The organism is uncultured Tateyamaria sp. (genome assembly GCF_947503465.1).
Taxonomy (GTDB): Bacteria; Pseudomonadota; Alphaproteobacteria; order Rhodobacterales; family Rhodobacteraceae; genus Tateyamaria.
The window spans coordinates 1-25,269 of record NZ_CANNDN010000005.1 but is presented as its reverse complement, the minus strand read 5'-3'; the positions used below and the strand labels follow the sequence as shown (position 1 = coordinate 25,269).

Annotated in this window: 26 protein-coding genes; 6 read left to right on the top strand and 20 right to left on the bottom strand. The window is 58.5% G+C overall.

The genetic code is table 11. The annotated features are described in order from the left end of the window. Positions 1-19: 19 nt before the first annotated feature. From Q0844_RS19760 to Q0844_RS19720, 9 genes are all read right to left on the bottom strand, one after another. Positions 20-226: a hypothetical protein gene (locus Q0844_RS19760; protein WP_299048682.1), complete on the bottom strand. Its 207-nt coding sequence runs from the start codon at positions 224-226 to the stop codon at positions 20-22. Between the two features lie 364 nt (positions 227-590). Then, the gene (locus tag Q0844_RS19755) at positions 591-1,433 is read right to left on the bottom strand and encodes a transglutaminase family protein (protein WP_299048679.1); all 843 of its coding nucleotides are present in this window, start codon (positions 1,431-1,433) and stop codon (positions 591-593) included. A 296-nt stretch (positions 1,434-1,729) separates the two neighbouring features. Further along, positions 1,730-2,251 carry a hypothetical protein gene (locus Q0844_RS19750; protein ID WP_299048676.1) on the bottom strand — a complete coding sequence of 174 codons (522 nt, stop codon included), beginning with the start codon at positions 2,249-2,251 and terminating at the stop codon, positions 1,730-1,732. Positions 2,252-2,308: 57 nt separating this feature from the next. Beyond that, positions 2,309-2,446, bottom strand: coding sequence for a hypothetical protein (locus Q0844_RS19745; protein WP_299048673.1), 138 nt, complete (start codon positions 2,444-2,446; stop codon positions 2,309-2,311). Positions 2,447-2,619: 173 nt separating this feature from the next. Then, positions 2,620-3,726 (bottom strand): alanine/ornithine racemase family PLP-dependent enzyme, encoded by a 1,107-nt coding sequence (locus tag Q0844_RS19740; protein WP_299048670.1) that lies wholly within the window; start codon positions 3,724-3,726, stop codon positions 2,620-2,622. A gap of 11 nt (positions 3,727-3,737) precedes the next feature. Beyond that, on the bottom strand, positions 3,738-4,937 hold the full coding sequence (locus Q0844_RS19735; RefSeq protein ID WP_299048668.1) for a DUF1611 domain-containing protein: 1,200 nt from the start codon (positions 4,935-4,937) through the stop codon (positions 3,738-3,740). Positions 4,938-5,026: 89 nt separating this feature from the next. Then, positions 5,027-5,860, bottom strand: a complete 834-nt coding sequence (locus Q0844_RS19730) for a hypothetical protein (protein ID WP_299048666.1) — start codon at positions 5,858-5,860, stop codon at positions 5,027-5,029. Beyond that, positions 5,850-6,203: a hypothetical protein gene (locus Q0844_RS19725; protein WP_299048665.1), complete on the bottom strand. Its 354-nt coding sequence runs from the start codon at positions 6,201-6,203 to the stop codon at positions 5,850-5,852. Before Q0844_RS19725 ends, Q0844_RS19730 begins: the two co-directional genes overlap by 11 nt. Further along, positions 6,200-6,490: a hypothetical protein gene (locus Q0844_RS19720; protein ID WP_299048663.1), complete on the bottom strand. Its 291-nt coding sequence runs from the start codon at positions 6,488-6,490 to the stop codon at positions 6,200-6,202. The genes Q0844_RS19725 and Q0844_RS19720 overlap by 4 nt, the downstream gene beginning before the upstream one ends. A 266-nt stretch (positions 6,491-6,756) precedes the next feature. Here Q0844_RS19720 and Q0844_RS19715 point away from each other — a divergent pair, with 266 nt between their 5' ends. Both Q0844_RS19715 and Q0844_RS19710 read left to right on the top strand, forming a co-directional pair. After that, positions 6,757-7,167 carry a hypothetical protein gene (locus Q0844_RS19715; RefSeq protein ID WP_299048660.1) on the top strand — a complete coding sequence of 137 codons (411 nt, stop codon included), beginning with the start codon at positions 6,757-6,759 and terminating at the stop codon, positions 7,165-7,167. A 169-nt stretch (positions 7,168-7,336) separates the two neighbouring features. After that, entirely contained in the window at positions 7,337-7,537 is a 201-nt protein-coding gene (locus Q0844_RS19710) for a hypothetical protein (RefSeq protein WP_224825431.1), read from the top strand. Positions 7,538-7,597: 60 nt separating this feature from the next. Here the strand turns inward: Q0844_RS19710 and Q0844_RS19705 are convergent, their stop codons facing one another. Then, on the bottom strand, positions 7,598-8,329 hold the full coding sequence (locus Q0844_RS19705) for a Crp/Fnr family transcriptional regulator (RefSeq protein WP_299048655.1): 732 nt from the start codon (positions 8,327-8,329) through the stop codon (positions 7,598-7,600). 150 nt (positions 8,330-8,479) lie between these two features. On the opposite strand from Q0844_RS19705, the gene Q0844_RS19700 reads away from it, so the two are divergent. The 3 genes from Q0844_RS19700 to Q0844_RS19690 all read left to right on the top strand — a co-directional run bounded on the left by Q0844_RS19700 (position 8,480) and on the right by Q0844_RS19690 (position 10,205). Beyond that, positions 8,480-8,716 carry a hypothetical protein gene (locus Q0844_RS19700; protein ID WP_299048652.1) on the top strand — a complete coding sequence of 79 codons (237 nt, stop codon included), beginning with the start codon at positions 8,480-8,482 and terminating at the stop codon, positions 8,714-8,716. 438 nt (positions 8,717-9,154) lie between these two features. Then, entirely contained in the window at positions 9,155-9,361 is a 207-nt protein-coding gene (locus tag Q0844_RS19695; RefSeq protein WP_224825428.1) for a cold-shock protein, read from the top strand. Positions 9,362-9,524: 163 nt separating this feature from the next. Further along, positions 9,525-10,205 carry a hypothetical protein gene (locus tag Q0844_RS19690; RefSeq protein WP_299048642.1) on the top strand — a complete coding sequence of 227 codons (681 nt, stop codon included), beginning with the start codon at positions 9,525-9,527 and terminating at the stop codon, positions 10,203-10,205. Positions 10,206-10,400: 195 nt separating this feature from the next. On the opposite strand, the gene Q0844_RS19685 is transcribed toward Q0844_RS19690, so the two are convergent. The 9 genes from Q0844_RS19685 to Q0844_RS19645 all read right to left on the bottom strand — a co-directional run bounded on the left by Q0844_RS19685 (position 10,401) and on the right by Q0844_RS19645 (position 21,392). Continuing rightward, on the bottom strand, positions 10,401-11,033 hold the full coding sequence (locus tag Q0844_RS19685; RefSeq protein WP_299048641.1) for a tyrosine-type recombinase/integrase: 633 nt from the start codon (positions 11,031-11,033) through the stop codon (positions 10,401-10,403). Positions 11,034-11,353: 320 nt separating this feature from the next. Then, positions 11,354-13,375: a type IV secretory system conjugative DNA transfer family protein gene (locus tag Q0844_RS19680; RefSeq protein WP_299048639.1), complete on the bottom strand. Its 2,022-nt coding sequence runs from the start codon at positions 13,373-13,375 to the stop codon at positions 11,354-11,356. Continuing rightward, entirely contained in the window at positions 13,368-15,602 is a 2,235-nt protein-coding gene (locus Q0844_RS19675) for a relaxase/mobilization nuclease domain-containing protein (RefSeq protein ID WP_299048636.1), read from the bottom strand. Before Q0844_RS19675 ends, Q0844_RS19680 begins: the two co-directional genes overlap by 8 nt. Continuing rightward, positions 15,589-16,170 (bottom strand): helix-turn-helix domain-containing protein, encoded by a 582-nt coding sequence (locus Q0844_RS19670; protein WP_299048633.1) that lies wholly within the window; start codon positions 16,168-16,170, stop codon positions 15,589-15,591. Before Q0844_RS19670 ends, Q0844_RS19675 begins: the two co-directional genes overlap by 14 nt. Before the next feature lie 348 nt (positions 16,171-16,518). After that, positions 16,519-16,725 (bottom strand): hypothetical protein, encoded by a 207-nt coding sequence (locus Q0844_RS19665; RefSeq protein WP_299048631.1) that lies wholly within the window; start codon positions 16,723-16,725, stop codon positions 16,519-16,521. 315 nt (positions 16,726-17,040) lie between these two features. Continuing rightward, entirely contained in the window at positions 17,041-17,556 is a 516-nt protein-coding gene (locus Q0844_RS19660; protein ID WP_299048627.1) for a hypothetical protein, read from the bottom strand. Between the two features lie 131 nt (positions 17,557-17,687). After that, positions 17,688-19,538: a ParB/RepB/Spo0J family partition protein gene (locus Q0844_RS19655; protein WP_299048625.1), complete on the bottom strand. Its 1,851-nt coding sequence runs from the start codon at positions 19,536-19,538 to the stop codon at positions 17,688-17,690. A 72-nt stretch (positions 19,539-19,610) separates the two neighbouring features. Then, positions 19,611-20,006, bottom strand: a complete 396-nt coding sequence (locus Q0844_RS19650) for a DUF3768 domain-containing protein (RefSeq protein ID WP_299048623.1) — start codon at positions 20,004-20,006, stop codon at positions 19,611-19,613. Between the two features lie 681 nt (positions 20,007-20,687). Then, positions 20,688-21,392: a hypothetical protein gene (locus tag Q0844_RS19645; RefSeq protein ID WP_299048620.1), complete on the bottom strand. Its 705-nt coding sequence runs from the start codon at positions 21,390-21,392 to the stop codon at positions 20,688-20,690. A 279-nt stretch (positions 21,393-21,671) separates the two neighbouring features. Between Q0844_RS19645 and Q0844_RS19640 the strand changes: the two genes are divergently transcribed. Then, positions 21,672-23,672, top strand: a complete 2,001-nt coding sequence (locus Q0844_RS19640) for a DEAD/DEAH box helicase family protein (RefSeq protein ID WP_299048617.1) — start codon at positions 21,672-21,674, stop codon at positions 23,670-23,672. Positions 23,673-24,080: 408 nt separating this feature from the next. On the opposite strand, the gene Q0844_RS19635 is transcribed toward Q0844_RS19640, so the two are convergent. Then, positions 24,081-24,965, bottom strand: coding sequence for a zincin-like metallopeptidase domain-containing protein (locus Q0844_RS19635; protein WP_299048614.1), 885 nt, complete (start codon positions 24,963-24,965; stop codon positions 24,081-24,083). Positions 24,966-25,269 lie beyond the last annotated feature (304 nt).

Sequence of the window (25,269 nt, the reverse complement as noted above, 5' to 3'; positions counted from 1 at the left end):
GATGACAAATCCCGCAACTTCATGGATCAAGTTCGAAGATCGTCCACCAACCGGAGCGGAACTGCACACCGATAGGGTCGTTGGGTACTTTCGGATTCGGGACCTCTCTGGAAAGGTCACAACAGACCACTTTGGCAAGCTCTTTCGGGATGACGATGAAAAGACATGGTCGATTGAGATCTTCAGCAACACCCTCAGACTGACAGCACCCGGTCAGTTCGAACACGAACCCGTCGAGCCAAGTCATTGGTGTATGGTTCCACCCCTGCCAAACCATCCAGATATAGATGGGATGCCGGAGAATTAGCTATTTCGATCACCAACCTAGTGCAGAGCCGAAGACCGCTTGCTGAAACAATTTGAGCATTCGCTGCAGTTTAACTCAATGGGCAAGATGCGGACAAACCCGCCTTTTGCAGGTGCGGCTTTTGCTGACGCAGAAACCGCTCGCATCTGCGACATACGTTTCGCCGCGTTGCAGCCATATTCGCCGAAGCGGTCTTTTGCCATGCCAAAAAGGAGCACCCGGACAAACCGTCCAAACGCCGCATGATAGTCGGCGAATGGACGTCCCGTTCTTACCGGCGCAATCACTGATCCTCAACACGCACAACCACCTCCATCGAGAGCAGATCGGTACCTTCTCCCTGGAAGCTGCCGGTTACCGGAGCGACCTGTGATATGTTCCGCGCAACGGCCACCGGGATCAGGTTGGCCGACCCTACTGACCTGTTCGTTGGGTCGAACGGGATCCAACCGGCCCCGGGAACGAAGACTTCGACCCATGCATGCGTAGAACCCGAGCCAGCAGATCCGCGTTGATCATCACTGGGGTCGTAGAGGTAGCCGGACACCAGACGAGCCCCGAATCCCAGCGTTCGGATAGCCTCGGCAAAGAGGACCGCAAAATCGCGACACGAGCCACAGCCCCGGTCGAGGGTTTCGAGTGGTCCCTGCGTGCCTTCGCTCTCGCGGATCTCATATGTGATCTGCGCTGTGATGCCATTGCTGACGTCCTTCAGGAGCGACAGGGTATCCGTTGGCCTGTGCATCACGAATTGTTCGACCCAGTTTGACAAGCGCCCTGCGTCGTCTTGGTATTGTGGCGCAGAAAGCGCCCCGAGATCTGTCCAGTCTTCGGCGGAGTAAAGGAACGGGTAGGGCGTCGCAGCGGCCGCGATCGGGAAGACTGGCCACTCAGGCGCGGTGAGGATGGCGGTCGTGTGGGACCGGATCGAAAGCGTATCCGTTGCGGCATCAAAATTGGCGATAACGATGGCGTTTCCGGCGACATCGTGGGACCAGTCGAGTCGGGCCGTCGGCGTGATTTCAAGATCGAAAGCCGTCAATGTGAGGTCCCGCGTTTCACGCGGACGCAACATCAGCCTGTGCGGTCCAAGGACCACGGCGGAGCGATAGCGATAGGTGGTCATGTGTGCGACCGTGATTGTCGACATGCGGCGGACCTAAGCGGAGCGACCGGCTGAGCGAGACCGGCCTTTGCTGACGCCTTCCGGCACAGCTGCGCGCCATGCTGTCCTGCCTTTGCACCTTGCACAGATGCGCTGGCCGAACCCTTCGCTCCAAAAGGAAACCTTACAACACAAGCAGAACCGCAACTTCGGCACATCGCCGAGCACGCGGCCGGGGTAGTCCATCAGGGTGCCGTCGACTCTTGCTTGCATCAGTTCCTCGCGTTCAATTGGTCCCTGAAATTGCGTTTCGGACATCATACGGAAAAGGATGAAGTGCGCGGTCGGCACGGCATCCCTTCGTTCTCGGCGTCATGAATGTCCGAAGCGTCCCGCGAAGCCCCCTGCGCTGTTGCGTTTTCGGTCTCAGCGTCCGCGTCATCCATGTCAGTCTGTGCCATCCGCGATCCCGAGTAGAGATGGCGCAAATGCGCCTCCGACACCCCGTCGGCCTTCATGACCATTTGCACCATCGGATCGGCAAGCATTTCTTCGAGAAAGACCTGCGAGAGGTCCTTGCCGGACAGTTTGTCTTTCGCCCGGGCATGGTCGAGATCGGCCAGCGACACGGACAGGCTCCGCGTCAATCCCGGATGGGACAGGCGTGGATGCAGGTGGATCATGACGGAGGCCTTCCAGGCCTCCGGATCCTTGTGATCGGGCGGTGAGGCGAGTTCTGTCTCGATATCGTACTCTCCGGCAGGAAGCGTTTCGTCGAAGCCCGGGAGTTTGAAAGGCCAGTCAAAAACCGCGACGGTCGTGTCTGTTTGGTCGTCCATTGCGTTTGATCCTTTCAATTTAGCAGTTTTCCACGACGTGGAGCAAAACCAGCCGCTTCAGGTTTTCTTCGGATCCGGAGCCCCAGGTTTCGCAGCAGTGTCCGGCGTCCTGATTTGCGGTTCCTTTTTCGATGGCTCCGCAGGTTTGGCTTTCAGTATGGCAGCAGCCTTGGTCGTCAGGTCTTTGAAAGACATGCGCTTCATCCTTTTCGGGTTTTCCGCTGGAATTTCCGGGCCCCGATCAGGCTCGAATTCTCGAATGCGGCTTATCTGTATATGTGTATTGGCCGGCCCCATTACTATGGCGCGGTTTCGGACAAGTCTGCGAGATATGACTTTCGTCGTTCCCGCAGGCGATCATCTGGGCGTCATACCAGCGTCAGGTAGGGTTGGGTCTCGCAGTCCTTGGAACGACCGTTCATCTTTTGCTTGCCATGAACAACCTTGGCGACATCCGGGGCGTTCATCGCCCGCATGAGGGCGCTGTAATTAGTCCCCATTTTCATCTCGGACCCGACGGATACGGCGGATTTGGTCGTGTCGACAACGGCGTGGTCGCTGGTCGCGCCGATGAACATAATTCCTGAGGGAAACGTAAGGCCGCTTGTTTCGGTGTCTTGCTGCCCGACAGCAAGGATTGCTCGGGCTCGGAGGTCATCATTTCGAACCAATTTGAGTATCCCAAGCTCCGGAGCAATTGATGCAGGAGGTATTGCGCTTGGTTTGTCACTTGTTTCGATCACCTCGGCAAAAAGGGCAAACGCGTCCGTATGAAGGCCAGTGATCGGTTGCCCTGTCACGGGGTCGGTGCCCAACAGGATCGCCTCGCCGAGGCGGAGGTTGTTGACTCGCCCGGATGAGTCTTTGCCAAGCGCCCATGGCAAATTGGCTGATCCACCTCCTGAAACAAGCCCGACAAAAGGTCCGCAAGCGCCTTCGACTTGGTCGGCCAGTCGCGAGAGCATGTCCATGTCACCGGCCGTCGGTGCCACGTTTCCCATGCAGGCGAAATTTGCAGCGATGCCTTTGAGCGCAACACCGGGTGTCGCGCTGACCCGAGTAGCGAAGTCGTTAAGGTTCTCGGGCAAAATGCCTTCGCGCATATCTCCCATTTCGACCATCAGGATGACACCGTGCGACGTTCCTTGTTGCTTCGCTGCGGCGCCAAGCTTCAGGATTGTGTCCATCTCTGTGTTGTAGCTCGCGTCACAACACCGGACGACGTCTTCCATTTCGCTCACCAGCGGAGCGCGGATCATAGAGATCGGGCATTTGATCCCTTCCATCCGCATCCGAACGACGTTCTTGATGCGTGCGTCGGCCAGACCGACAACGCCGCCGTCCAGCATCGCCCCGGCTACGTCAGGATGCCCGCACACTGCCTTGGTCACACCGGTGACCGAGAGCCCACGGGCACCAAGACGACGGACGAGACATCGCGCGTTTGCCTGGATCTTGCCCAGATCAATTTCCACTCGCGGCGAGGTCATTCCGCAGCCACGAGAGGCACGGGCTTTAACTGTGGAAAGGCGGTCAGGATCATGTCGCTCAGGTACACTTCCGGCCGGGTCAGCGCGTCCGTCACCGGAATGCCGAGATCGCGTGAAAGGCTGTTGATTGCATGACCGACCTCGCCGTCCGTCATCGCCTCGTGATTGAGCGTGATACCAATCACCCGTGTGTCGGCAAAAGCTTCGATGAGGACAATCTCGCTTTTCGGCTCGGGCATCGGCATGGTGGGAAAGTCGCATCGATGGGCACGCTTCGGCGCATGTTGAAGAACGACGGCATGCGGCTGGCTGCCGCGCAGAATGAAAGCCGACGTGCAAAAGGCCGGATGGCTGAGCGCGCCTTGTCCTTCGATCAGGATGACATCCGGGTCTTCACCCTCAGACGCCGCGACAATCACACGTTCAAGTTCCCCGCAGCAAAACTGCGGTGGCACGGCGTCCATGGCGATCCCGTATTTTGCGCCCTGCATAAGTCCCGTCTGGCCGGTGCCGACGAGGACGGTCTTGATACCACGCGCGTTCAGTTCCCTGGCCAGAATGGTCGCCGTCGTCCGCTTGCCAATTGCACAATCCGTTCCGAGTACGGCAATGCGGATTGCCTTCCCCTCGGACACGCTTCCGTCAAACAGACGCATGTCCTTGCTTGGTCGGGGTTTGCGAATATCTCGGATCGTAACGTTGGCCGCATCAGCGGCGTTTGAAATCTCGGGATCATCGCCAAGGTATTCGTGGAGACCGCTGACGATGTTCATGCCGAGCGCGATGGCATCCAGCACGATCTCTCGATCAGTAGGTGACATCTTCCCTGTAGAGGGGGCCATCCCATAGATCAGCGTGTCTGGGATACTTGCTTCACGCGCAACCGCAGCCTCAATATCTTCAAGGATGGGGATGCCGTTACTCACATTGTCCAGCACTTGCCCGCTGTCGCGCCCTTCAAGTCTGCTGTCTATGACCGAAAGAATGCGGTAGGCTTGGCTGTGACGGACAAGCCCGTTTGCGGTTTTCCCGTCGATCTGCCCGAAGTTCCCCTCGCAATAGACAATCGCTGTGAGCACCCCTTTTGTTACTTCTTTGCTGGTGTGAGATCGACGGGACGCGGACAGGTCAGGCGGGGCTTGCGGCCCCATCGTTGACAGCCGTGCCATCGAGTTTTCTACATTGTCCGATTCCATGATTATTCCTTTGCCAAGCGGGTTTTCCCGGCTCCGATCACATGAAGCGTTCGGGCGGGTGAGCCGCGTTTCGGTTCTAATTGCGAGCGCTAGTCGTTCAGGACGCAACGCCCCTGCGAGCGCTGGAAATTCCTATGGCACTCCCAACCGTTTCCCGATCGGTCGAGATGCGCATTTTCGGGGAGGTCGATCTCATTGCACCCGTCGTCGGCCTCTGCAAAGCCGCGATTACACTTCCAGCCTGAGCCATAGCTCGCATCGTCGAAATAGGCGTTCTCCGGAACGACGACAGCCTCACAGGTGTCATCGCGTTCGAAATAGCCCCGCTCACATGTCCATGGCTGCCCGTATCCGGACCCATTCAGAAAGGCGTTTTCAGGAACCGCGATTGCGACGCATGTATCGCCTTCGATCTGGTAGCCACGGTTGCAAAGCCAAGCGGCGCCATAGGAGTCAGCCGACAGATACGCATTGTCCGGCACAACGACTTCGAGGCAAATGTCGTCGACCTTCATGTAGCCACGAAGGCAGCTCCAGCTCTTTCCCGACGGGTCGAGAAATCCGCCATCGGGCACGACGACCTCAAGACAAGTCGCGTCATTGACCATCTTGTACCCGTGCAGACACTCCCAGCCTGCGCCATAGGTTCGTTTGGTGGCATAGGCGTCCTGCGGAACGATGATGGCAAGGCAGGCATCGTCGTCACGCCGGTACCCACGATCACACTCCCATCCCTCGCCATAGCTCTTAGGCTGCGCATTCGCAGGCATCGGGGTAGACTGAGATTGGGCGTAAGATGGCGATCCGATCGCGATGAGCGCGACGAAGGCGAGCGCAAGGAACTCCGTGAAAGACACCGTGGCAAGCACGCCTACGGTGCCCTTGGACGAAACGGGCGAGAATTTGAGGTCACTACGATGCATCAAGGTCGAGACCTTCGATGCATGCCTGTGCCAGATCGCGGTTCGGGCCATCTGATCCGGGCATCGTCGCCCAACCGGTTTCCATGACAGCGTCGCGCCGTTTGAATGACGATGCCTCGCGGATCGTAACCAGCTTTGCAATGCGTTCATTGTCGGCGCGAGACTTGTCGAGGCAGAAGGGCACGAGCGCCGCGATCACCTCCTCCTGCGCCATATTGTTGGCCATCTCCTCCGCGCCGCCACCGGTCACCCAGCCGCCCCACGAAAATCCAACGATGCCGACAAACGCTGCGCCAAGGAGCGCGCCGTAGATGCCGGGTTTCAGCCATTCGGGTGTGGTCATGTCATGTCCTCCTGCGGGGAAAGCGCCGCTTCGCTGTGTTTGTTCGTTTCGGAGAGTGCCCGATCACATGCCATTGCATGTTCCAGATCCTCCTGTGTGGTCATGTGCATGGTCGTCTGACCCGCATTGCTCCCGCGCCCCTGGACCATCAAGTATGTCCCGGTGCGCCGGTAAGCCTCGAAGCTGAGGCCTTGTAGGAGCTCTTCCTCGACAAGGATTTCGTACGTTCCTGCCGGAAACTCACGCAGGCTCTCGCCAATCATGAAGTCGTTGGAAAACGTCACCATTGATCTGGTCGAACGCGAGAGCATCCCGGGTCTCCATTGATTAGAATGCTGGACTTTCCGCCGTCGCCAATGTGGCAAGCGTCGAAAGGAACGCCTCGTCACAGCAAGGCAGCTGCGGGAACACTATCTGAACTGTTGTGGTGCGATGCTGATCGAGGTTAGCCCCCGTCGGGGTCTTTGCTGTCAGGGTGAGAGGAAAAGCCGTTCCGCGGCTTCAGAAACCTGCGTGCGAGTTATCGAATGATCTTCACGCCGAAAGGAAACCCATGTCCGCCTCAGATGTTCTCCACCCCGATGGCAGCGACTACGATGCCTTCCTTTACGCGCAAGTGGGTGAAGACAGAACCGGTGCAGCCGTTACGGTCTTGTCTGCGCTTGCACGCCTTGACCTCGAGCCATGGACTGAGGCGAGTGAGCTTGCTGGTCTGGGCCGGGAGGGTGCGCAAGTTCGGCTGACAACGCATTTTGAAGCGATTACCGACATTCCGGCGCTGGCGCTAGCAAGCGAGGGCAAAGCAGCAAAGCTGGTTTCATTGTTGCCATTGCGTGCGTCGCCTCGCGTTCCGAAACCGCTCGAAGCAGGCACCTTTCCGAAACTATCGGTTTCTTGGACACTGATGGCCTTCGTTGGGGTCGTGGTTCTGGCATGGTTCTACTATCTGGCTCAGACGGGCTAACCTGCGTCAGTGCGAAGACACGGAGAAACCGGATAGGTGACCCTGTCCACCGAAAGTCATGGTGGCATTTTCCGAGTAGTTCAGAGGCGCGGGGCACATGCAGTTCCTCCATAGAACTGCATGTATTTTGCGCCTCTTTTTCTCGGACCGTCCAGGAAAGGACATTTCCATGAATGAAGAAAACCAAACCGCGGAAAACCAGACTGTGAAACATATGGCGTCCGTCAAGGCCGCCTATGACAAGGCCCCCGAAGGCTCCAAGAAAGCCACAGCTTTGAAGCACTACCAAGCCGCCGAAAAGGCCCATGAAGCCGAAAACGACGAAGAGGCCCACAAGGAACTCAAGGAAGCAAGCCGCGCGTTGATGTGATGTCGGCCTCTATGTGACAAGACCGCAGGGCCGCCCCCAGCCTGACTGAGGGCGGTCGTTTCACGGCAACAAAGGCCGCGACTGATCGAGGTAGGCCGGATCGAAATCCGCCAATGCAACCAGCCCCTCGTAGTCATCGAACGTGACAAGCCCGCCCTGAAACGTGACGAGCCCGCTTTCGCGGAGTTTACGAAGGACGCGGTTGACGTGAATGGCGCTCAACCCCAACGCATCCCCCAGATGATACTGTGTGAGCGGGCAGGCATAGCCTTGCCTACTTCCCATACCGACGAGTGATAGTCTCACGCCAAGCTCCAGCAGGAAATGCGCCATGCGCGCATCCGCATCGCGCCGCCCCAGCCCAACCAGATGCTCGACCACCATAGCCTCATCCCGCGACACGGCCCAGAGAATGGCCGTAGCCAGCCGGGGTGTCTCTGCAAAGGCTTGCAGAAGATCGCTCACCAGGACTTCCGCAGCTTCGATCTCGACGATTGGCTCAATCCCATGATCGGATGTGTGCAAAAGCACGCTGCGCAGCCCCAGAAAATCCCCCGGTATCTGGAAATCAACAATCTGCCGCGACCCGTCAGCCTGTATCTTGTAAGAAACGACCCAACCCGCCGCCAAGATGTAAGCAGCCTGCTCTGATTGACCCTGATGAACCAAGTCGCGACTTGCAGAAAAGGATTTCCTTCTCTGGTGCAAACGCTCAAGAACGGCCAGCTCAGTCTCCGACAGTGCAACAAACGCGGAGAGCTTTTGGGTGAGTGGACTGGCTTTGATGTTCATTATCGGTCCCTCCCGAACCGGCGCGTACTCATGGAAGAATTCGGCGCCGAGACTGCTTTCGATCAGTACGGGATACCAAACTCTTTGTGAGTTTAGGACGATCAAGACCCAACCCGGTCGCAATACAACGAACGAAAGAGGAATGCCCCGATGTCAGACCAACGAGACGCCGCAGGCGTGGCCGCCTTTTCGATTTGCGAGGCGCTCCTACTTGCCCTGCAAGATCGCAATCTGCTGCCGGAACGCGAGATCGTGGGGATTCTTCGGGATGCGGCAGCGACCCACGAGAATGCTCAAGACCCGGAAGACGAGCGCAAATTGCATGGGGCAGCCGCCAAACTGATCAACGAGATCATCATTGGCGGCAACCTATCGCGACGCTCGTAACGCCGATCCTCTTACGTTGGATAAGAAAAGCCTAAATGCTCAGCCTCTCAACCCGTTTTTGGGTCGGTCGGCTCGGTCTATGCTTCAGGAGGTCGTTTGGTTGCAGTCTGCGGTTTCGTATCTTTTTCTTGCGAGGCCTTTTTGTCGGCGGTCTCTTTCTTCGCCAAGTCGTTAAACGACATTCTGGCTTTCCTTTTCTGGCTGCCAGGGTATCCGGCAGCTTGTGATCCATAGTGGATCAATGCTCTCTTGGCAAAGGGAACATTGGCCAAAGCACTGAGTGCACCTTGTAATCCTCCCCGGCAGCCACCACGTTTTATGGGCTACTGACCTCCATTCGACCCTCTGTTTTCCTTCACTGGCTCGCAGCGCTCGACACTGTCGTGAGAAGCCGGGCTGCTGCATGTTGTGGGCAGCGATAAAGTAAGGAAAATTCACATGGCCAATGGCACAGTGAAATGGTTCAACACCACCAAAGGATTTGGCTTTATTGCCCCTGAGACAGGTGGGAAAGATGTATTTCTGCACATCTCCGCACTCGAGAAGTCGGGCATGACCACCCTGAACGACGATCAGAAGGTGACCTTCGACGTCGAGGCCGGCCGTGATGGCCGCGAAAGCGCAACCAACATCGCGCTTGCCTGATCTTTGCAAGTGGGCGCTCATTTGGAGCGCCCCATCGCCCGACGGCCATTTGTTTCTTAGTTTTCTTCCACCGACTAACGCAGCAGTTCCATTGCCCGGATCGGTAACCACCGAACTGGCGCTGCACTGGCGCTGCGACATGCCATCCTCAGGAGGCCAGCCGATGTCAGACTACACAGCGCCGAACAGATCAGATGCGGGACGTGGCGTCTTCAAGGCTATGTCGAAGAAATCGAAGGCCAAGTACACCGATAAAGAAGCCCCTATGTCGATCCGCATGGGCGAATATGGCCGATATCAGATCAAGTCCGCTTGTGTCGCGGGCGTATACACGGCTCGGGCATTCCCAAAGCCGCCGACGAAAGCCCGTGGTTTGATTGCCGAGGCAACCGGTAAGACCGAAGAAGCCGCGATCGCCGCTTTGCATTGCGTCATCGATGCGCGTGAAACCCGCAGGAGCGAGGACCGAAGGACAGATCCAAGCACCGGGACGCAGGTACCAACATCCGACGAATACGTGGAGGCCCTCAACACTGTAAATCTGACAAAATCGCAAGGCGCCATGTTGATGGCGTTATCGCTGGCGGAAGCGGACGGGCTGACAGAGGAGAGGGTCGCGAATGCGGGCAGTTACAAATCCACTGCCTCAGCCAAAAAAGCGCTAGCAAGCGCGGGTCGAATGATTGCTGGATATTTGTCTACAGAGACAGGTTCCAAGGTGCCTTCAACGAGTTTGGATGGAGTTGCGCTGATTGGATTTTGCAGTGATTCCGGACACGAAGAGAAGCCGGGGAACTGGATTCTGCACCCCGAACTTTGCGCCGCCATCCGGATCGCTACTTGAGCTAAAAGGGTTGGCCGTCTGAGTGATTACCCACTTGGAGCTGGCAGCCAATTCACCCGACTTTATCTGTTCCGGGATGGTTATGGCGAGCGGACGTCAAATAGATTTTGGCGGCGCTGGTCATTTTACGTCAAAACTGATGCTTGCAGCTGGTCGGCCCGCAAAGGCGAGCGGCATCAGCCGCTCACCCAATGCCTAAAGGTCAATATTTTCGGCGATGCTCAGCGCATCTTCGAGTTCAACTCCCAAGTAGCGCACCGTGCTGTCGACCTTTGTGTGTCCTAGCAAGAGCTGAACCGCGCGCAGGTTACCTGTTTTTCGATAGATCTCAGCAGCTTTGGTTCGGCGAAGCGAATGCGTTCCGTATCCGGTTGATTCCAGACCAATTGACGACACCCACTCGTGCACCAACCGGCCATATTGACGGGTTGAGATATGCGGGCGATCGTGAAAGCGGCTGGGAAACATGAACGAGCAAGCCAACATTTCGGGTGATTTGACCCAAGCCAGGACAGTTTCCCTTGTGTTTTCCGTCAGTTCAAACTGAACAGGTCGTTTGGTTTTGCTCTGGATGACCGAAACACGTTCTCGGACGCGGTCCACTTTGACCAGATCGACCACAGAAAGCCTGACCAGATCACACCCGCGTAGCTTGCTGTCGATGGTCACGTTAAATAGCGCCAGATCGCGAAGGTTGTTCGCCAGTTCCAGTCGCGCTCGGATCGCCCAAACCTGTTTTGGTAGCAGCGGTCGTTTCTGGCCGACGATCCGCCCCTTGTTCCAGGCTTTACGTTTCGGGGTGACAGCAGGAAGTTGGACTCGAGGCATGATTTGCCCTCCTTGCCGCCCTCCAAACCCACGCATCAGCACCGCGCTGACGTTGGAATGCTACTCGCAAACCTGATTGTAACTGATCTGCCGCCCGTGGGTTTGTGCTCCAAACTTAGTAGTAGCCCGGATGAATGGCCGGTTTCACCGCCGCATTCGCGCGCCAAAATCCAAGTGCCCGCAGCAATTTCCGTGCTGCGTGCGCGCGCAGCGAGGAATCATTATTTCCGCTGTAGGCTCTTTCGGAGCTTTTGCCGCGCTCGGTTCGAAAGTCAGGTCATTAAATCAATGCATCGGACCACAGCGGTTTCCCATCACTTTCAGCCTGTGATCTCCCGAACCCCTTCCTCGGTGAGCAGGTCTTCGTCGCCAAGCCTTGCCTCCATCGTTTCGAGGTCAGACAATGCAGTTTCGACGTCGTCTCGATCCTCAGGCTTGACGCTGTCACCTCCACCTTCAACAGCGCCCTCAAAATTCATCTCGATCTGGCGATCCTGATCCGCATCCTGAACTTGCTGAACAGCCGTGGAAACCTTCCGTTTCGGTCTAGGTCCCCCGCGCCGCTCTTCGCGTATTTGCGGGTCTCTCTTGGGCAGTTCCTCTGACAGGTTGATCCTATCGCCTGTATCCCCATTTCCTCTTTGAGAAGCATCGCCACCTTTGTCCGAACGCGCCTTCTTCTCGCCACCGCTCGTCGCCGGAAACGGCAGTTCCCCCTTCTGCGCATCGTGGATCTTCATGAAATATCCATCATCAAAATACTGAATGCGCTTCGCCCGGATCGGCATCTGCGCATCGATGACCATGATGATCTCATCTAGGGGCAACCGCCGCGCTTCATCTTCCGGTAACAGCGAGGTTTCTTCTGTGCGCATCGACTGGCTGCGCCCTTCGAATGGATTCTTGCCGATCGACCGAGATCGCGTGACGACGGTCTTCGTGGTCTTGCCGACCGCTTTGCTGAGCTCCTCGATCGTCTTTTCATCGGAGGGTGTGAGGTAGAGTTTTACGCCAGCATTGCCTTGCAAGGAGCGCCGCGTGTTCTCGCCGTAGATCTCATCGATGGCGGGAATGGTCTGGGTGACCACAGCGAGATGCCCGCGGTAACTTCTGAGCGTCTCGATGCTCTCAACCACGATAGGCATTTTGCCAAGCCGGTTGAACTCATCCAGCATGATCATCACGCGCCAGGGCTCGTCGGGTCCCGGTTCCTTCTCTTGCATGGCCGAAAGCAGATCAGAAAAGAAGAGCCGGATGAGGGGGGCGAGAGGTTTCACCATGAGCGGCTGGACCACCAGATAGACGCTCATCGGTTTTCTGCGGATCTCCCGGAAATCAAAGTCCGAGACGGCTGTCGCCTCATCGATGGCCGGGTTCTGCCATTGATCGAGTCCGGAGGTCATCAGGAGCGAGACATAGGAGGTCAGGGTGTCGTTGTTCGTGGAGGCCAGCCGCGTGAAGACCAGTTTCGCGGCCTTGTTCTCTACCTCATGGGAACGCGCGAGGTACTCCTTCTGCTTGTTCCCGCCTGAGGCGGCGATGCGGTAGATTTCTCCCAAGGTGGGTTTCTTGCGCTGGAAGGCCAGAAGACCTGCCGCGACGAAGAGATCGATCCCGCCCTTCAGAAGCCCCTGCACGCGGTCATTGTCGTTCTGCAGAAAGAGTGTGGCCAAAAGCTGCAACTCCATCTGCTGACGCGCGGGGTCTTCCAACTCATAGATCCGCAGAAGCGGATTGTAACGATGGGTGCGCTTGGTCTCCCAATCCGTTGGCGCGAAGCGGAACACCGCGTCGCCCTGCGACGCACGATGCCGGGCCGTCGCCTCATAACATTCGCCCTTCACATCCAGCGTCACCGACGATCCTTGCCAGGTGAGCAGGTTCGGAATCACGAAACCCGTGGTCTTGCCGCGACCGGTCGGGGCGACGATCAGCGCGTGCGGCAGGACCTTCGAGCAGAGGAACGGCCCGCGGCCCTTGGGTTTGCCGAGCTTGCCAATGATAAATCCGGTCCCCGGGGTCCCGAAGAACCCGTTGCGCTTCATCTCGCGGCGCGTCTGCCAATGGGTCTGGCCGAACCGCGTGAGCGCGGAACCCGAGAGCGCGATGGCGATCATCAGGCCGGCGACCCCTGCCCCACCCATAATGAAGTTGATCAGCCGGAAATCTTCGGGCCGGACATCTCGGATTGCAAGGTAGTTCCGGGCGATATAGGCAAAGTCGATATCGGCCTGGAATCCGAGGTCGCGGAAGGTGAGCACGGCGGAGGCGATGACATAGCCCATCGCGATCGCCACCAGCGTGACCAGCAAAACGCCGATGGCGATGCGTCCCCTACCCATGGGTCTGGCCTTTCTCGCGCTCGCCATGGGTCTCGCTCAGCCATTGCGCCTCGTATTCCCGCTCGGCGATCTCTTCGACCACGACCCGGGCCGCGTCGCTGTTCGCCGTGGTCGCATCGGATTGCAGATAGGCTTTCGCCGCATAAAGCCGATCGAGCCGATCCTCGACCACGTCTTTCAGAGCGTCGCTGTCCCCGGATCCCAGCCGTGCGGTCTGATCGTCGTCCAGAAGCCGATCGACCTCGGCGCGATAGCTCATGCGCTGGCTCTCGTCGGCAAAAGGTGACGACAGATTGCCCTCGCGCTCATGCGCAATGACGCGGCGCAATTCTTCAGTCTCGACGGGTGCGGGCTCTCGTTCCGCCCGCAGCGCCTCGTCAACCTGCGCGTAGGTATCCCCCAGACCCCGCGCCACATGATCCGGCATGTCCGGGTAGCGGGCTTTCAGGTCCTGTGCCACGGCCTCCGCTACCGGCTGATCTGTCGAGGCGCCAAGACGCGCCGCCTCGATCTCTTGGGTTATCCGACCGGCCAGAACCCTGTCCCTGATCTGCGGTGCACCCTCCTGATCCAGACGGATCACATCCGTGGGTCGCGCCAGGAGTTCGGGCCGGTCTCGCAGATAGCTCTGTTGTTCTGCCTCGATCCGGTCGAAGACGCGCTCTTCGACGTTCAGGGTCTGGCGTGCGAGCTCCGCCTCGCTCATGCCCTCCGCACGCATCTCTGCGCGGACGGCCCGCGTTGTGTCCTCAACATGGCGCTGGTCGAAATGGATATCCAGCTCGCGGTCTTCCTCGATCACCCCGTCTTCGCGTAGCACACCGGCGCGCTCGAGGGTGGTCCCAAGCTCCACATGGACGCGGTTCAGAACCTCGCGCGCCTGTTCGAGATCACGGCGGCGTTCGAGGTTCAGCCCGTTCTCTTCGGCCACCTTGGTCAGATCGTCTGCGATCCACTGGCGCTCAAGCGCGGCGTTCTGCGCCCCGGTCTCCAACCGCGCCATGACGGTCGTCGTATTGATCCCCGTCCCGCGCAGCGCCGCATCCACCTGCGCCCGCACCTCCGGTCTCTCGAGCCGATCCAGCCGCGTGGTCTCGATGTTTGCTTCCGAATACACCCCGCCCTCCGACGGTCGCTCGGTCAGCGTCTGGGATCGGATCCCAAGGGGCTGCATATGTTGCACCCGCGCCTGGATTTCGTTGAGGCTTTTCTCGAGCGCAGGTCGCTCCGCATCGGTCCGCGCGGCGATCATGGTCTGGACCCGCTCGACTTTCTCCGCGTAGCGGCTTCTGAGCTCGTCGAAGCTGTTTTCCTCGGCCATGTAGATGTCTCCTTCCTGGGCCACCTGCCCGCCGCGCGCCAGCATCTCACCCGCGCGGAAAAGCGCGTCCGCCACGTCTGCGCGGTTTTCGGATGAGGCTTCGGCGGCCAGCGCCTGGTAGATGGATTTGGTATTGGCGATCTCTTCCAGGGTCCGGGTGAGGTCGGCGCCGACGCGTTCCCGTTCGATCACCTCCCGCTCTTCCTCTTTCGCGGCATAGACCTCGCGGATGCGCGGCGGGTAATGCGCAACGCCCCGATCCACGCGGCGGGTGGCCTCGAGACGCACACCGTACTTCTCGGCCTCTTCGACCATCGCAAGGCGGAAGTCGTCATAGTTGAACCGGTGATCCCGCGCGAGATAGAAGAACTCACCCTCCTGCGAGCGGCGGTTCAGCACCAGATGCGCGTGCGGATGATCCCGGTCCTCATGCACCGCGATGATGTAGTCGAAATGCCCTTCATCGGTTTGCAAGAACCGCTCGGCCACATCCGTCGCGATGTCACGCACATCCGTCCCGCGCGTCCCGATCGGGAAGGACATCAGCAGATGCGTGGTCTGCCCGAGCTTCGGTTTGAACCCCGCGCTCCAGCGCTTGGCAAACCGCTCCGTGAGGTCTTTGATCTCTCCGCTCTCGAGCTTGCTCTTCCCGTCCAGGAACCCGCTCGAGTCCACGATATGGGTGGACTTGGTGGTGAGGTAATGCAGCTGGTTTGAGAGCTGCGATTTGCTCTGCGTGCCGCCGCCTCGGATCGCCTTGAAGACGGCCGCGCGGTGCCCCGCCGAGGCACGAATGAACTGCCGATACTTCGACGTGTTCAGCCCCTGCATCGAGCCGCGGATCCGGCTCCAGCCCTCCCGGAAAATCTCGCCGGTGACGGCGTCGACAGCATCACTCCGCGGCATGGGCAAACTCCCGCAAAGCCTCGACAGCCGTCAGCCGCATCGCGTCCCGACGACGGCGCACAAGCAAGTCGATCTCATCAGCCGCATCGAGGATGAACCGCGACAGACCCCGCATCTGTGCGAGGCGCAGTTCCGAGAATTCGAGGCCTACGCCCTGTCCGCTTCGGTTGGCCAGCGTCATCTGTTTGGCGATCTGCGCGACCCCGTTGCCAACCTCATTCAGGGACGCCCGGTAGCGCTCCATCTCGGCAGCCAGTTGGGCGTCCGGCACAAAGACCCCACCAGCGGCCTGCATCAACCGGCGCAGTCCTTCTGAGCGGGTTTCGATGCCAGCTGATGCCAGCACCGCGTCAAAGGCTGCAAGCTCCTCAGGGGTCACCTTGAGGCTCACCGCGGCGGTCGCCACAGAGGTGTCGCGCTGACGATCTTCGTCGGCCTTGAGCGTGTATTGGACAGCCCGGGGCGTCACACCGAAGCGCGCGGCCAGCTCGGTGCTGGACACCCCCTCGGCCGCCTCGCGCACAATCTCCATGCGCTCCGCCTCTGTCAGTCGTTTGCTGCGCGTCATGCGAAGAAAGACCCCCTATTTCCTGCCAACTTCCGCCTTCGTCTCCCACTATCGCCAATCCTATAGCTACGTGTCAATCATATACTTACGTACCGATTCAAACATTCATGTTGCCTTGGCAAGAACTGCGCGCTGAGCCTCGCTCGGCACGTCCAGGCCAAGGGCGTCCGGCGCAAAAGCAAGGACAGCTCTGAGGGCTAAGAGCTGCCCGAGGACCACGGGATCTTCCCGGCGGCACTCGGCGTCAAATCGCTGAACTTGGACTTGGCGAGAGTTGATGGCATCTGCACCGCATCGCATGGAACAGGAAAAGGGCCGCCTGTCGGCGGCCCCTCCTCGGCAGAGGATTTAGTCCTGCGGTTCCCGGGAGCTCGGCGGGAACATTACCAGCTCCGAGACCGCGACGGGGAAGTCGAGCTTGAGGCTGAAGAACTCTGAGCCATCCCCGGTGCGGGTGTTGCGGAACATAGCACCCACGCGTTGGAAGCGGGTGCGTTCCTGGCCGTCAGTGTCGGTGAATGTGACGGGGACGGTGGCGACGTAGTGGTTGGTCATTTGGGTCTCTCCTTTTTGCGATGGGGATCAAACAGCACGGGGGCAAGAGGCCCGGTCGCAAGCGAAAATGCGGAGGGTCCGCGCCATGGGCGTGGAAGCCGTATTTGTGCTTGCCGGAGCGCAGCGGAGGGCACGGACGGGCCGCCCCCGTGCGATCCACATCTTTGAGCAAAAGGGAAAGACCTAGGGATGAACAGTCCTCTCGCTGGAGCCACTGTTCTTGTTCACCTGGACGATGACGCGCTCGAGCTGCACCTGCCTCACGCACGCACTTGAGACGTCCATCAACCCACACTGGCGGACCGTGTGACTCAGCTATCGCGCCTTGGACAGCACGCCTTGCAGCGTAATGGCGGCGAGATTGTCCGGCGTCCGGCGTGACAATTCCGTGCCATCGGCTGACATCGCCGCGTCGACAAACTCGGTCTTTTTAAGAATGCCGCCATCGGCCTCGACCCAAGTCGTGCTGTCGGCATCCTTTCGGGTGATGGACCCATCATAGTTGATGCGGATCGAGACATCGCCGAACCTGACCGCAAGCTCATATTGCTCGATGACCACGCCCTGCCATGTGTCCGGGCAATCACGACGCAGGACAATCATGTCGGGGCGCAGTTTGATCTGGACATCTTGCGAGGCATCTCCATCGGCTGCCTTGACCACCACAAAGACCTCCTGATCCTCAGGTTTGTCATGGAGCGCGGCGCGCGCATTCTTCGGGGGCCAGACATGGGGGGTGCCGCGCTGCTTGCCGTTGGGGTCGCGGTGGAACCCGATGTAGAGCTGCGCCGACGTCCAGACGCGGCGCGCGGATGTGGTGAGGCTTGGCATGTCTGGGGCTCCCATAGCTGGAGTATCAGAAAGACGGCTGAACGCGCTGCTCGGTCGGTCATGACAGAACGCTGGTGTTCTGGTCCTCGGTGGATGGCGAGGGCGGCGATGCGCCGCCCCGGCCTTTGGCTTCACGCGAAGTAGTCAGGCAGCCACGCGTCGATGCGCGCCTTCTGCGCCTCCGTCACGCCAAGCAGCTTCTGGGTGGTCGGATCAGAGAACAAGTTCTCAAGTGCTTCGGCCTTGTCGGCCTTCTTCTTTTTGGAGAACGCCTTGGCCCGCTCGTCCGTCGGAGCAAGGTCCAACAGATCACAGTAGATGCCGTCCATCATCACCCCGGAAATCCGCTTGAAGAGGTTCTCCGTCGTTGGCGTCCAGACCTTGCGGATGCCCGCGTTGCACTTGTCGGCCAACACAGCTGCGAACACCTCATCCCCGCCGGTCAGAAGTTTGGCCAGCTGCCGAGCCAGTTCCGCATCGCGGTGCTTCTTGCCCTTCTTCTTGAAGGCGGCAAAGGCCTTTATGAGGTCAACGCCCCAGCGGTCTTCCGGACAGGATGATGGTTTGCTCAGACGCTTGTCCACGTCAAACCCGGTTTCCGTAGAGGGCGCATTGCAGGGCGTGCCAAGACTGATATCCAGCACATCCCGAAACCCGGTCATGCCGCTCAACTGGAACGTCAGCAGATCGAGCAACAGATCGGGCTGGTCGAGCATGGCATTCTGCAGGGAGGCCAGCTTGATCGCCTCCAGATCAGCCTGCAGTTTTTGCGAATAGGGGTTCTTCGGGGTCTTCTCACCGCTGCCGCCATGATGTGACTTGGCCAGTATCCCGGCTTCAATCGCCGCCTTCTTGTCTGCGGCTTTGATCAGCCCGCCGGTGACTTCAAGCTGGCCATTGTTGCCAACATGGACGACACACCCGGCGATGGCCCTTTGTGCCTCCGTGAACGCGCCGTCCAGCACCGCTTGCAGGCTGTCCAACTCGGCTTGGCCAGCCTCATTCAGAACATCACCTTCGGCCAGTTCTGCCAACTCGTCGTAGCGCTCGGTGAGATCATCGGACAGCACACCTTCCACCGGATAGACCCGCTCGAACTTGTGCTCATCCATGACGTGCCAGCCAAGGTAGGACTCATCGTGGGGCATGACCCACGCCCAGCCTGCCTCTTTCATCACCTTGTCCGCTGCTTCGCGAAGACGCAGCGCAAATACCTCGTCCAGAATGTCGCGGTTCTCGAAGAAGACATCCTCGGAGAAGAGATCGCGCGAGACCTTGCCACCTGCAGCCTCATAGGCCTCCACGCCAACAAAGGTGGCGCGACGGTCGGTGGATTTCACCGCCTTGGGATGCAACACGCCATCAATCTGACCCGTGTTGGTGATCTGGCCTTCGTCGATGAGGCGCAGAACCTCAAAGATCAGCTTCTCATCATCGGCTGTGGTGAGCTTTTGCGCAACGGTCAGATTGATGCTCTTGGCCTTGAGCGCATCCAGCGCCGCCTCGGGCAGGTCCGACAGTTTCAACCGGCCTTTGACATGGGCGACGGTGACCCCAAAGGCACTAGCGATGTCGTCAGCGCTTGCATTGCTCTTTGCCATCCGGCCATAGGCGCGGATTTCGTCGGCTGGATCGAGATCGGCGCGCGCGGTGTTCTCGGCGTTGGCCCAGAGTTCGGCCTGTTCCGCATCCTTGGCCAACAATACGGGAATGGAGGTCACGCTCTCCTGCGCCGGGTCGGTCTCCGCGAGAAAGGCAAGCGCCCGCAGGCGGCGACCCCCAGCCACAATGCCGACCTTGCCGCTATCGTCCTGCAGGCCGCCGAGGTTTTGCAACAGGCCACAGGTTTTGATGCTCTCGGCCAGGGTCTCGATGGCCTCCTGCGCCACCTCTTGGCGTGGGTTCAGATCATGCAGGTAAAGCTGATCCAGCGAGGCATAGATGATTGCGGTCCCGGTTGTGATTTGAGTTTGGTTTGTCATTGGGATGTTCCTTTGTGGTTGATTGAAGAAATGCATCTGGTTTGGACCCGCCCCGGCTCAGGGCGGTTCCGATCAGTATTCAGAGGCGTGCATGATGGTGAGGACGCGGCGGGTGACCTGCGGGTTCGCTGACTCATCGCTGCCCATGCTGTATTCAGTGTCGTAGAGATCGATCTTCCAGAAGATGCGGTAGCTGTTGCCGCCAATCTCAAACTCGAACGCACCAAAGGTGTGATCGCGGTAGGGGTCGTTGTCTTCGGTGAAGGTGGCGAACTTTTGAACCCGCTGCAGGATGATCGCCTTGGCGGCGGGCGAGAGGTCCGACACCCCGCGCGTCATGACGATCTGACCCGGCACCGTGAAATCAGCACCCCACGTGGTGCGGAAGCGGTCGTTCTGCTCCGCGATCTTGGCCGCGATTGCCCCTTCGTCTTCGCACTCGCCTGAAGTGTCCTTTGCTTGTGTCATCTGGTCTCTCCTTTGTGGTTGGGGTCCTTGCCCCTTTGGTGTCTGGTTTTGAGAGAAGCCCCTTGAGGGCGTCGTCTCTAAAACCTGACCCACTGGCGAAGTGCCGGAGTGAGCAAACGCCACCAGAAATCGACCGACCTGGTGCGGCCCGCAGGCGCAGCCGAGGACACGGGGGAGGTCTATTTTGGTTGCGTGCGCGAGAACCCAGCGGGTTCTAAAGCAACGTCCCCGCAGCGGCGTATCGCGCGGCACGCGCGAACCCCAAGGGGACAAGGGAAAGATGGGATCGCAGATCCCCTGCCCCCGCGATCGAAACCTGCCAGGGCGGATCATCGCCTTGAGACCTGACCATGCGAACGCCACGTCCTATGGCTCCTCAGGAGACATTGGAGGTGGCGGATGTGAGCAGGGAAGGATCGAGGCGTATGTTCCGGGCGTAAGCCGGCGTTACCGGCTGGAGCCTGAAGAGCGCGGTGGCGCAGCCGTCAGGATGCGTCAGGGGCCAAAGTCAGATACAAAGACACTGGCTACGATAACGAAAACCTATCGTTACTGGCGTGATGGGCGCAAACCTGCCAAAACCGCGTCTGTTTTGCCCAGGGTTTTTGACCCGCGTAAGTGGTTGATCCGGCATTCGGCGGTGCATGCTGGCACAATGGACCGCTTCTGGCATGGTACCGGTCAATGGACGATGCTCTCGGCTGCGTCCTTCAGCAGATGTCCCATGATCGTTGCGCGGGTATCTGGACTATTAGGGGGATGCTTTGCCTTCAGGTAATGTCCAGCTTGTTGAATGCGGTTGACGTTTCGCTGAAGGCCGGTGGGATAAAGCGCTCCTGCACTGAACGCTTCGTTCAGGCGGTCCAGCGATCCCTTGCTGCGATGCGCAAGGTTGTTGCGAGTCGCTATTACAGCGTTGATCACCGCTTTTTGCTGGGCGTTCAATCCGGTGAATCTGTTGCGGTGGTGATCGGCAAGCCATTGCTGCGCACGATCCTCAATAGCGACAAAATTCGGAAAAGACGTGTTTCGGCCCTCCGGGTCGAGGATTGCCTTAAGCTCTGACTTAGTCAGGTGATCCCGGTGTTTAAAGTCCGCAAACTTGTTGAACGCGGCTTCCGCCTTGGGAATGGCTGCAAGCGTTTCGCGCACACTGTTCTCAAGGTGCTGCATCACGCGAGAGCAGTCGCGGTTCGCATAGGCAAAGATAAGGTCATTGATATAGCCTTCGAACATGACGCCAATAGTGAGAGCGTAGTTTTCGGTTGCGATCTTCCTATCAGCTGCACCGGTGAGCGTGTTCCAAGAGCTTCTGTAGTATTGCGACTGTTCATCAAGCTGATCTTCAAAATCTTCCCAAACTCCTTCGGGATCAATCTTCCGCATCTGAGATTCCTTCGGCGAAGCCCTAAATGGTGAGAGCCTTCCAGCCTGCGGTTCTCATGTAAACAGATTGGTCCGGCATTTCTTGGGAAACCTTGTATGACAACTGACCCGAGGACTCGTGACGCTCACACGACACCAGCGTTAGCCACGAGAGACCGACGCCTACGTTTCTGTAGAGGCGTCACGAGGATCAGCGGGTTGACCCAAGGCGACGCAATCAAGCCTTTTCTGTTGCATCATTTGGCATCAAATGGCAGCATACGGCAAAAGGAGTCTAGCATGGCCGAAGAGTGGATGACAATCGAAGAGACCGCACGCTACCTACAAATCGGGAAAACCGCACTGTACGATCTCGCGAGGGAGGGGGCGCTTCCTTCCAACAAGATCGGCAGCAAATGGCTATTCAGCAAGAAAGACCTAGACGCATGGGTAAGGTCGAATATCCCCCTTGAGCAGTTCTTCATGAGGACACCTGCTCATATCGAAGAAAATCTTCAGCTCAGGGAACCGCAAGTCGAAGCCTACAAGGCGCTCTACGAGTACTTTCGTTCGGGCCGTAAGTCCGCGATTGTTCAAATTCCTGTTGGATGTGGAAAATCCGGGATCGCTGCAATTGTTCCATTTGGGATTGCCACAGGTAGGGTGCTCATCGTCGCACCAAACTTGACGATCAAAGAAGGTCTGTTCGAGTCGATGGACGTGACCAACCGCCAAAAGTGTTTCTGGCGTAGGCGCGGAATCTTGAGCGACGAAGCGATGATTGGCGGACCCTTTGCGACCACGCTGGACACCGGCAACATCTCAGTTTGCGAAAAGTCGCATATTGTCATCTCGAATGTGCAGCAGCTCTCTACCAACCCCGACAAGTGGCTGCATCGCTTTCCAAGAGATTTCTTCGATATGCTTATTGTGGACGAGGCTCATCACGCGCCAGCGGCCAGCTGGCAAAAGGTATGCGAACATTTCGGGGATGCGCGAGTTGTCAACATGACGGCAACTCCGTTCCGGGGTGACGCACAGGAAATCGAGGGAGATCTCGTCTATCGTTATCCCTTCAAAAAAGCGACTTTCAAAGGATACATCAAACGACTGACAGCATCGTACGCCGCACCAAATGAGTTAGAGTTCACAGCACACGGTGAGACCAAGACCTACTCGCTCGATGAAGTCTTGAAGATGAAAGAGAAAGACTGGTTTAGCCGCGGGATTGCTCTCTCGGAGCCTTGCAATCAAACGATTGTCGACAACAGTCTCCAGCGCCTCGAACAGCTACGCGAGACTGGGACCGCGCACCAACTCATCGCCGTTGCATGTAGCGTCAATCACGCTCGGTCCATTGTCCGACTTTACGAGGCGCGAGGTTTTAGTGCCGATCTCATCTATAGTGAAATGGACGAAGACAAGAAGGTGGAAGTCAAACGTCGTCTGAAGAGCGGCGAGCTAGACGTCATTGTTCAGGTTCAGATGCTCGGCGAGGGTTTTGATCATCCAAAACTGAGTGTTGCAGCCATATTCCGGCCCTTCCGCACACTAGCACCCTACGTTCAATTTGTCGGCAGGGTTCTCCGCGTCATTGTGCAAAACAGCCCGGGCCATCCTGACAACTACGGGCATATTGTAACCCATGCGGGTATGAACCTCGACGAGAGGCTTCGAGAGTTTAAGCTCTTTGAAAGCGATGATCAGAAATTCTGGGAAGACGTCATAGGCGGAAAAGAGCCAGAGCCGTCTGATGAAGTCAAAGGCGGGCAAGCCCGAATGAAACTCGGCGAGCAAGCAGTCGTCAACTACGAGATCGTTGACGAACTGATCGAAGAGCAATTCACGTCAGCTGAGCAAGAAGACATCATCAACGAGCTAAGGGAAAAACTGGACCAGCTCGGCCTCGATCCCGAACAGGCTGAAGCAATAGTACTAGCTAAGTCCAGCGGTCGTACGATGACCAAAGCGGCGCAACCATTTCAGATTCTACCTCAACGTGAATGGGAAGCCCAACGAAAGGGCCTGAATGACCAGGTTAACCGAGCCGCAAACCTGCTTATGAACAGGCTTGAGATAAATCGCGCTGGCCGCGATCTCATAAATTTGGGGGTCGCAGCAACGAACAACTTCGTCGCAGGCGTGACTCTCATCAACAAGGAATTGAAGGCCAGCTTTCCCAAGCAGCGAAAAGAATGGTCAGTCGAAGAGTTCAAGGCGGCTGAAGCTGAACTTGAGAACATACTCAATTCAATTACACGCCGCTATAAGGGGCTAATGCATGGCAAAGCCAAAGGGTAAGACACCTTCACTTCTATCCCAGTCGACGGGCAAACCTATCAGCCACATTTGCGGCAAGGCTACGAAATGCAGCAGATGCTCAAAGCTTGTCGGGACTGGGCGGAAATGCTTCAAAATCCCGAAGGTTAAGAATGGATTTACGACCAGGCCGATCTTCTGCGTAGGCTGCACAGCTGACATTATCTCACAAACGAGCTCAGAGCTAACCGCGATCCAGGCTGAACTAGATGCCGCCAGTTGACCCACCCCCTTTGGGGCGTCCGCGCGAAGCGCCGGGCCTGTCGGCGGGTGGCCTTCAGGTTGCCCGCCGACAGGTCACCCTGAAACCGCCCCGCCCAAGATCACTCCACAACGCAAAAAGGCCCCCACCTACTGACGGGGGCCTGAATAATTCGACAGGGCTGTCTGTTACTCTGCCGCCAGCCGCTCGGCCTGCGCGGTACGCTCCATGATGTAATCCACGGCCTTCTGGGCCTCTGACGCGGCGCGGAAAATCGCGCGGCTGTCTTCCTTCATCGCCTCAAGCCATCCTTCGACATAGGCCGCGCTCTGGTCAAATTCGGGCTCCACCCCGATCTGCGCGCAAAGCATGCAGTTACCGATTTCCGCGACCAGCTCCTCGAACGCATAGGCCTTTCGGTCATTGAACCGGCCCAAACGGTCCAGCCGCTTTGTCGCGCCTGTCCAGTGGATTGTCTCATGGGCCAAGGTGCCAAAATACCCTGCCGCTCGATGAAACGTGCCAACGGGCGGCATGTGGATGCGGTCGGTCTTGATGTTGTAATAGGCACGCGGCTCCTCGGTCACGTCGATCTGCGCGCCTGTCGCGGCAAAGAACGCCTCCAGCTCGGGGTCGGCCACGGTGCCAAGATCACGGGGCGGATCGGGCAGGATGTAGAGTTCGGCAGGCAAGCCCTCGATCTGGTCGGCATTGAACACGCGGTAGGCCTTGGCAAAGGGGATCTGACGCGCCTCGCCGTTCTCGTCCTCGCGCTCGACGGTGCCGTACTTCACCACGGTTGCGGATTTCTCGCCCTTGCGGACATGGCCCCCAAGCTGCTTGGCCTGATTGAACGTCATCCAGCGGGCTGAGCTGTAATCCTTGGCCATCGCTGTCGCCCAAAGCATCAGGATGTTGATGCCCCGATAGGCCTCGCCGTTGAACCGTTCCGGCAAGCTGACCCCTGCCCCGCCGCCGGTCCACGGTTTGCGCCAGGGCGGCGTTCCCGCCTCGATCTGCGCGATGATCTGATTGGTGACATGGGTGTAAACGTCAAACTTCTCTGCGGTCATTTGTGACCCTCCTTCGCGTGACGCGGGCCGGGTCTCTTCCCCTTTCCGCCAATGGGCGGGCCTTCCTGTTCTGATCTTTGGAATGCCCATGCATTCCGAAGGGCAGAGCAGGTAAGGGCAAAGCCCGTCCTGCGGCCCGGCGGGGCCGTGACAACCCGGTGGAGGGCGTGAATTTGGGAGGGAACCGCGCGCCTGCGCGTGGGAGGAACCGGAATTCTCGACCGGAACCGACGCCAGCGGCGGCGCTTGCCGGTTTTCTCGGACCTGCCGGGATGGCAGGCGGACCAACAGGATTTGGAAACTG

Bases quoted from the DNA above. Each gene is read 5' to 3' on its own strand.
- Q0844_RS19755 (WP_299048679.1), bottom strand. From the start codon at position 1,433: ATGACCACCTATCGCTATCGCTCCGCCGTGGTCCTTGGACCGCACAGG.
- Q0844_RS19750 (WP_299048676.1), bottom strand. From the start codon at position 2,251: ATGGACGACCAAACAGACACGACCGTCGCGGTTTTTGACTGGCCTTTC.
- Q0844_RS19745 (WP_299048673.1), bottom strand. From the start codon at position 2,446: ATGTCTTTCAAAGACCTGACGACCAAGGCTGCTGCCATACTGAAAGCC.
- Q0844_RS19735 (WP_299048668.1), bottom strand. From the start codon at position 4,937: ATGGAATCGGACAATGTAGAAAACTCGATGGCACGGCTGTCAACGATG.
- Q0844_RS19730 (WP_299048666.1), bottom strand. From the start codon at position 5,860: ATGCATCGTAGTGACCTCAAATTCTCGCCCGTTTCGTCCAAGGGCACC.
- Q0844_RS19725 (WP_299048665.1), bottom strand. From the start codon at position 6,203: ATGACCACACCCGAATGGCTGAAACCCGGCATCTACGGCGCGCTCCTT.
- Q0844_RS19720 (WP_299048663.1), bottom strand. From the start codon at position 6,490: ATGGTGACGTTTTCCAACGACTTCATGATTGGCGAGAGCCTGCGTGAG.
- Q0844_RS19715 (WP_299048660.1), top strand. From the start codon at position 6,757: ATGTCCGCCTCAGATGTTCTCCACCCCGATGGCAGCGACTACGATGCC.
- Q0844_RS19710 (WP_224825431.1), top strand. From the start codon at position 7,337: ATGAATGAAGAAAACCAAACCGCGGAAAACCAGACTGTGAAACATATG.
- Q0844_RS19705 (WP_299048655.1), bottom strand. From the start codon at position 8,329: ATGAACATCAAAGCCAGTCCACTCACCCAAAAGCTCTCCGCGTTTGTT.
- Q0844_RS19700 (WP_299048652.1), top strand. From the start codon at position 8,480: ATGTCAGACCAACGAGACGCCGCAGGCGTGGCCGCCTTTTCGATTTGC.
- Q0844_RS19695 (WP_224825428.1), top strand. From the start codon at position 9,155: ATGGCCAATGGCACAGTGAAATGGTTCAACACCACCAAAGGATTTGGC.
- Q0844_RS19690 (WP_299048642.1), top strand. From the start codon at position 9,525: ATGTCAGACTACACAGCGCCGAACAGATCAGATGCGGGACGTGGCGTC.
- Q0844_RS19685 (WP_299048641.1), bottom strand. From the start codon at position 11,033: ATGCCTCGAGTCCAACTTCCTGCTGTCACCCCGAAACGTAAAGCCTGG.
- Q0844_RS19680 (WP_299048639.1), bottom strand. From the start codon at position 13,375: ATGGGTAGGGGACGCATCGCCATCGGCGTTTTGCTGGTCACGCTGGTG.
- Q0844_RS19675 (WP_299048636.1), bottom strand. From the start codon at position 15,602: ATGCCGCGGAGTGATGCTGTCGACGCCGTCACCGGCGAGATTTTCCGG.
- Q0844_RS19670 (WP_299048633.1), bottom strand. From the start codon at position 16,170: ATGACGCGCAGCAAACGACTGACAGAGGCGGAGCGCATGGAGATTGTG.
- Q0844_RS19665 (WP_299048631.1), bottom strand. From the start codon at position 16,725: ATGACCAACCACTACGTCGCCACCGTCCCCGTCACATTCACCGACACT.
- Q0844_RS19660 (WP_299048627.1), bottom strand. From the start codon at position 17,556: ATGCCAAGCCTCACCACATCCGCGCGCCGCGTCTGGACGTCGGCGCAG.
- Q0844_RS19655 (WP_299048625.1), bottom strand. From the start codon at position 19,538: ATGACAAACCAAACTCAAATCACAACCGGGACCGCAATCATCTATGCC.
- Q0844_RS19650 (WP_299048623.1), bottom strand. From the start codon at position 20,006: ATGACACAAGCAAAGGACACTTCAGGCGAGTGCGAAGACGAAGGGGCA.
- Q0844_RS19645 (WP_299048620.1), bottom strand. From the start codon at position 21,392: ATGCGGAAGATTGATCCCGAAGGAGTTTGGGAAGATTTTGAAGATCAG.
- Q0844_RS19640 (WP_299048617.1), top strand. From the start codon at position 21,672: ATGGCCGAAGAGTGGATGACAATCGAAGAGACCGCACGCTACCTACAA.
- Q0844_RS19635 (WP_299048614.1), bottom strand. From the start codon at position 24,965: ATGACCGCAGAGAAGTTTGACGTTTACACCCATGTCACCAATCAGATC.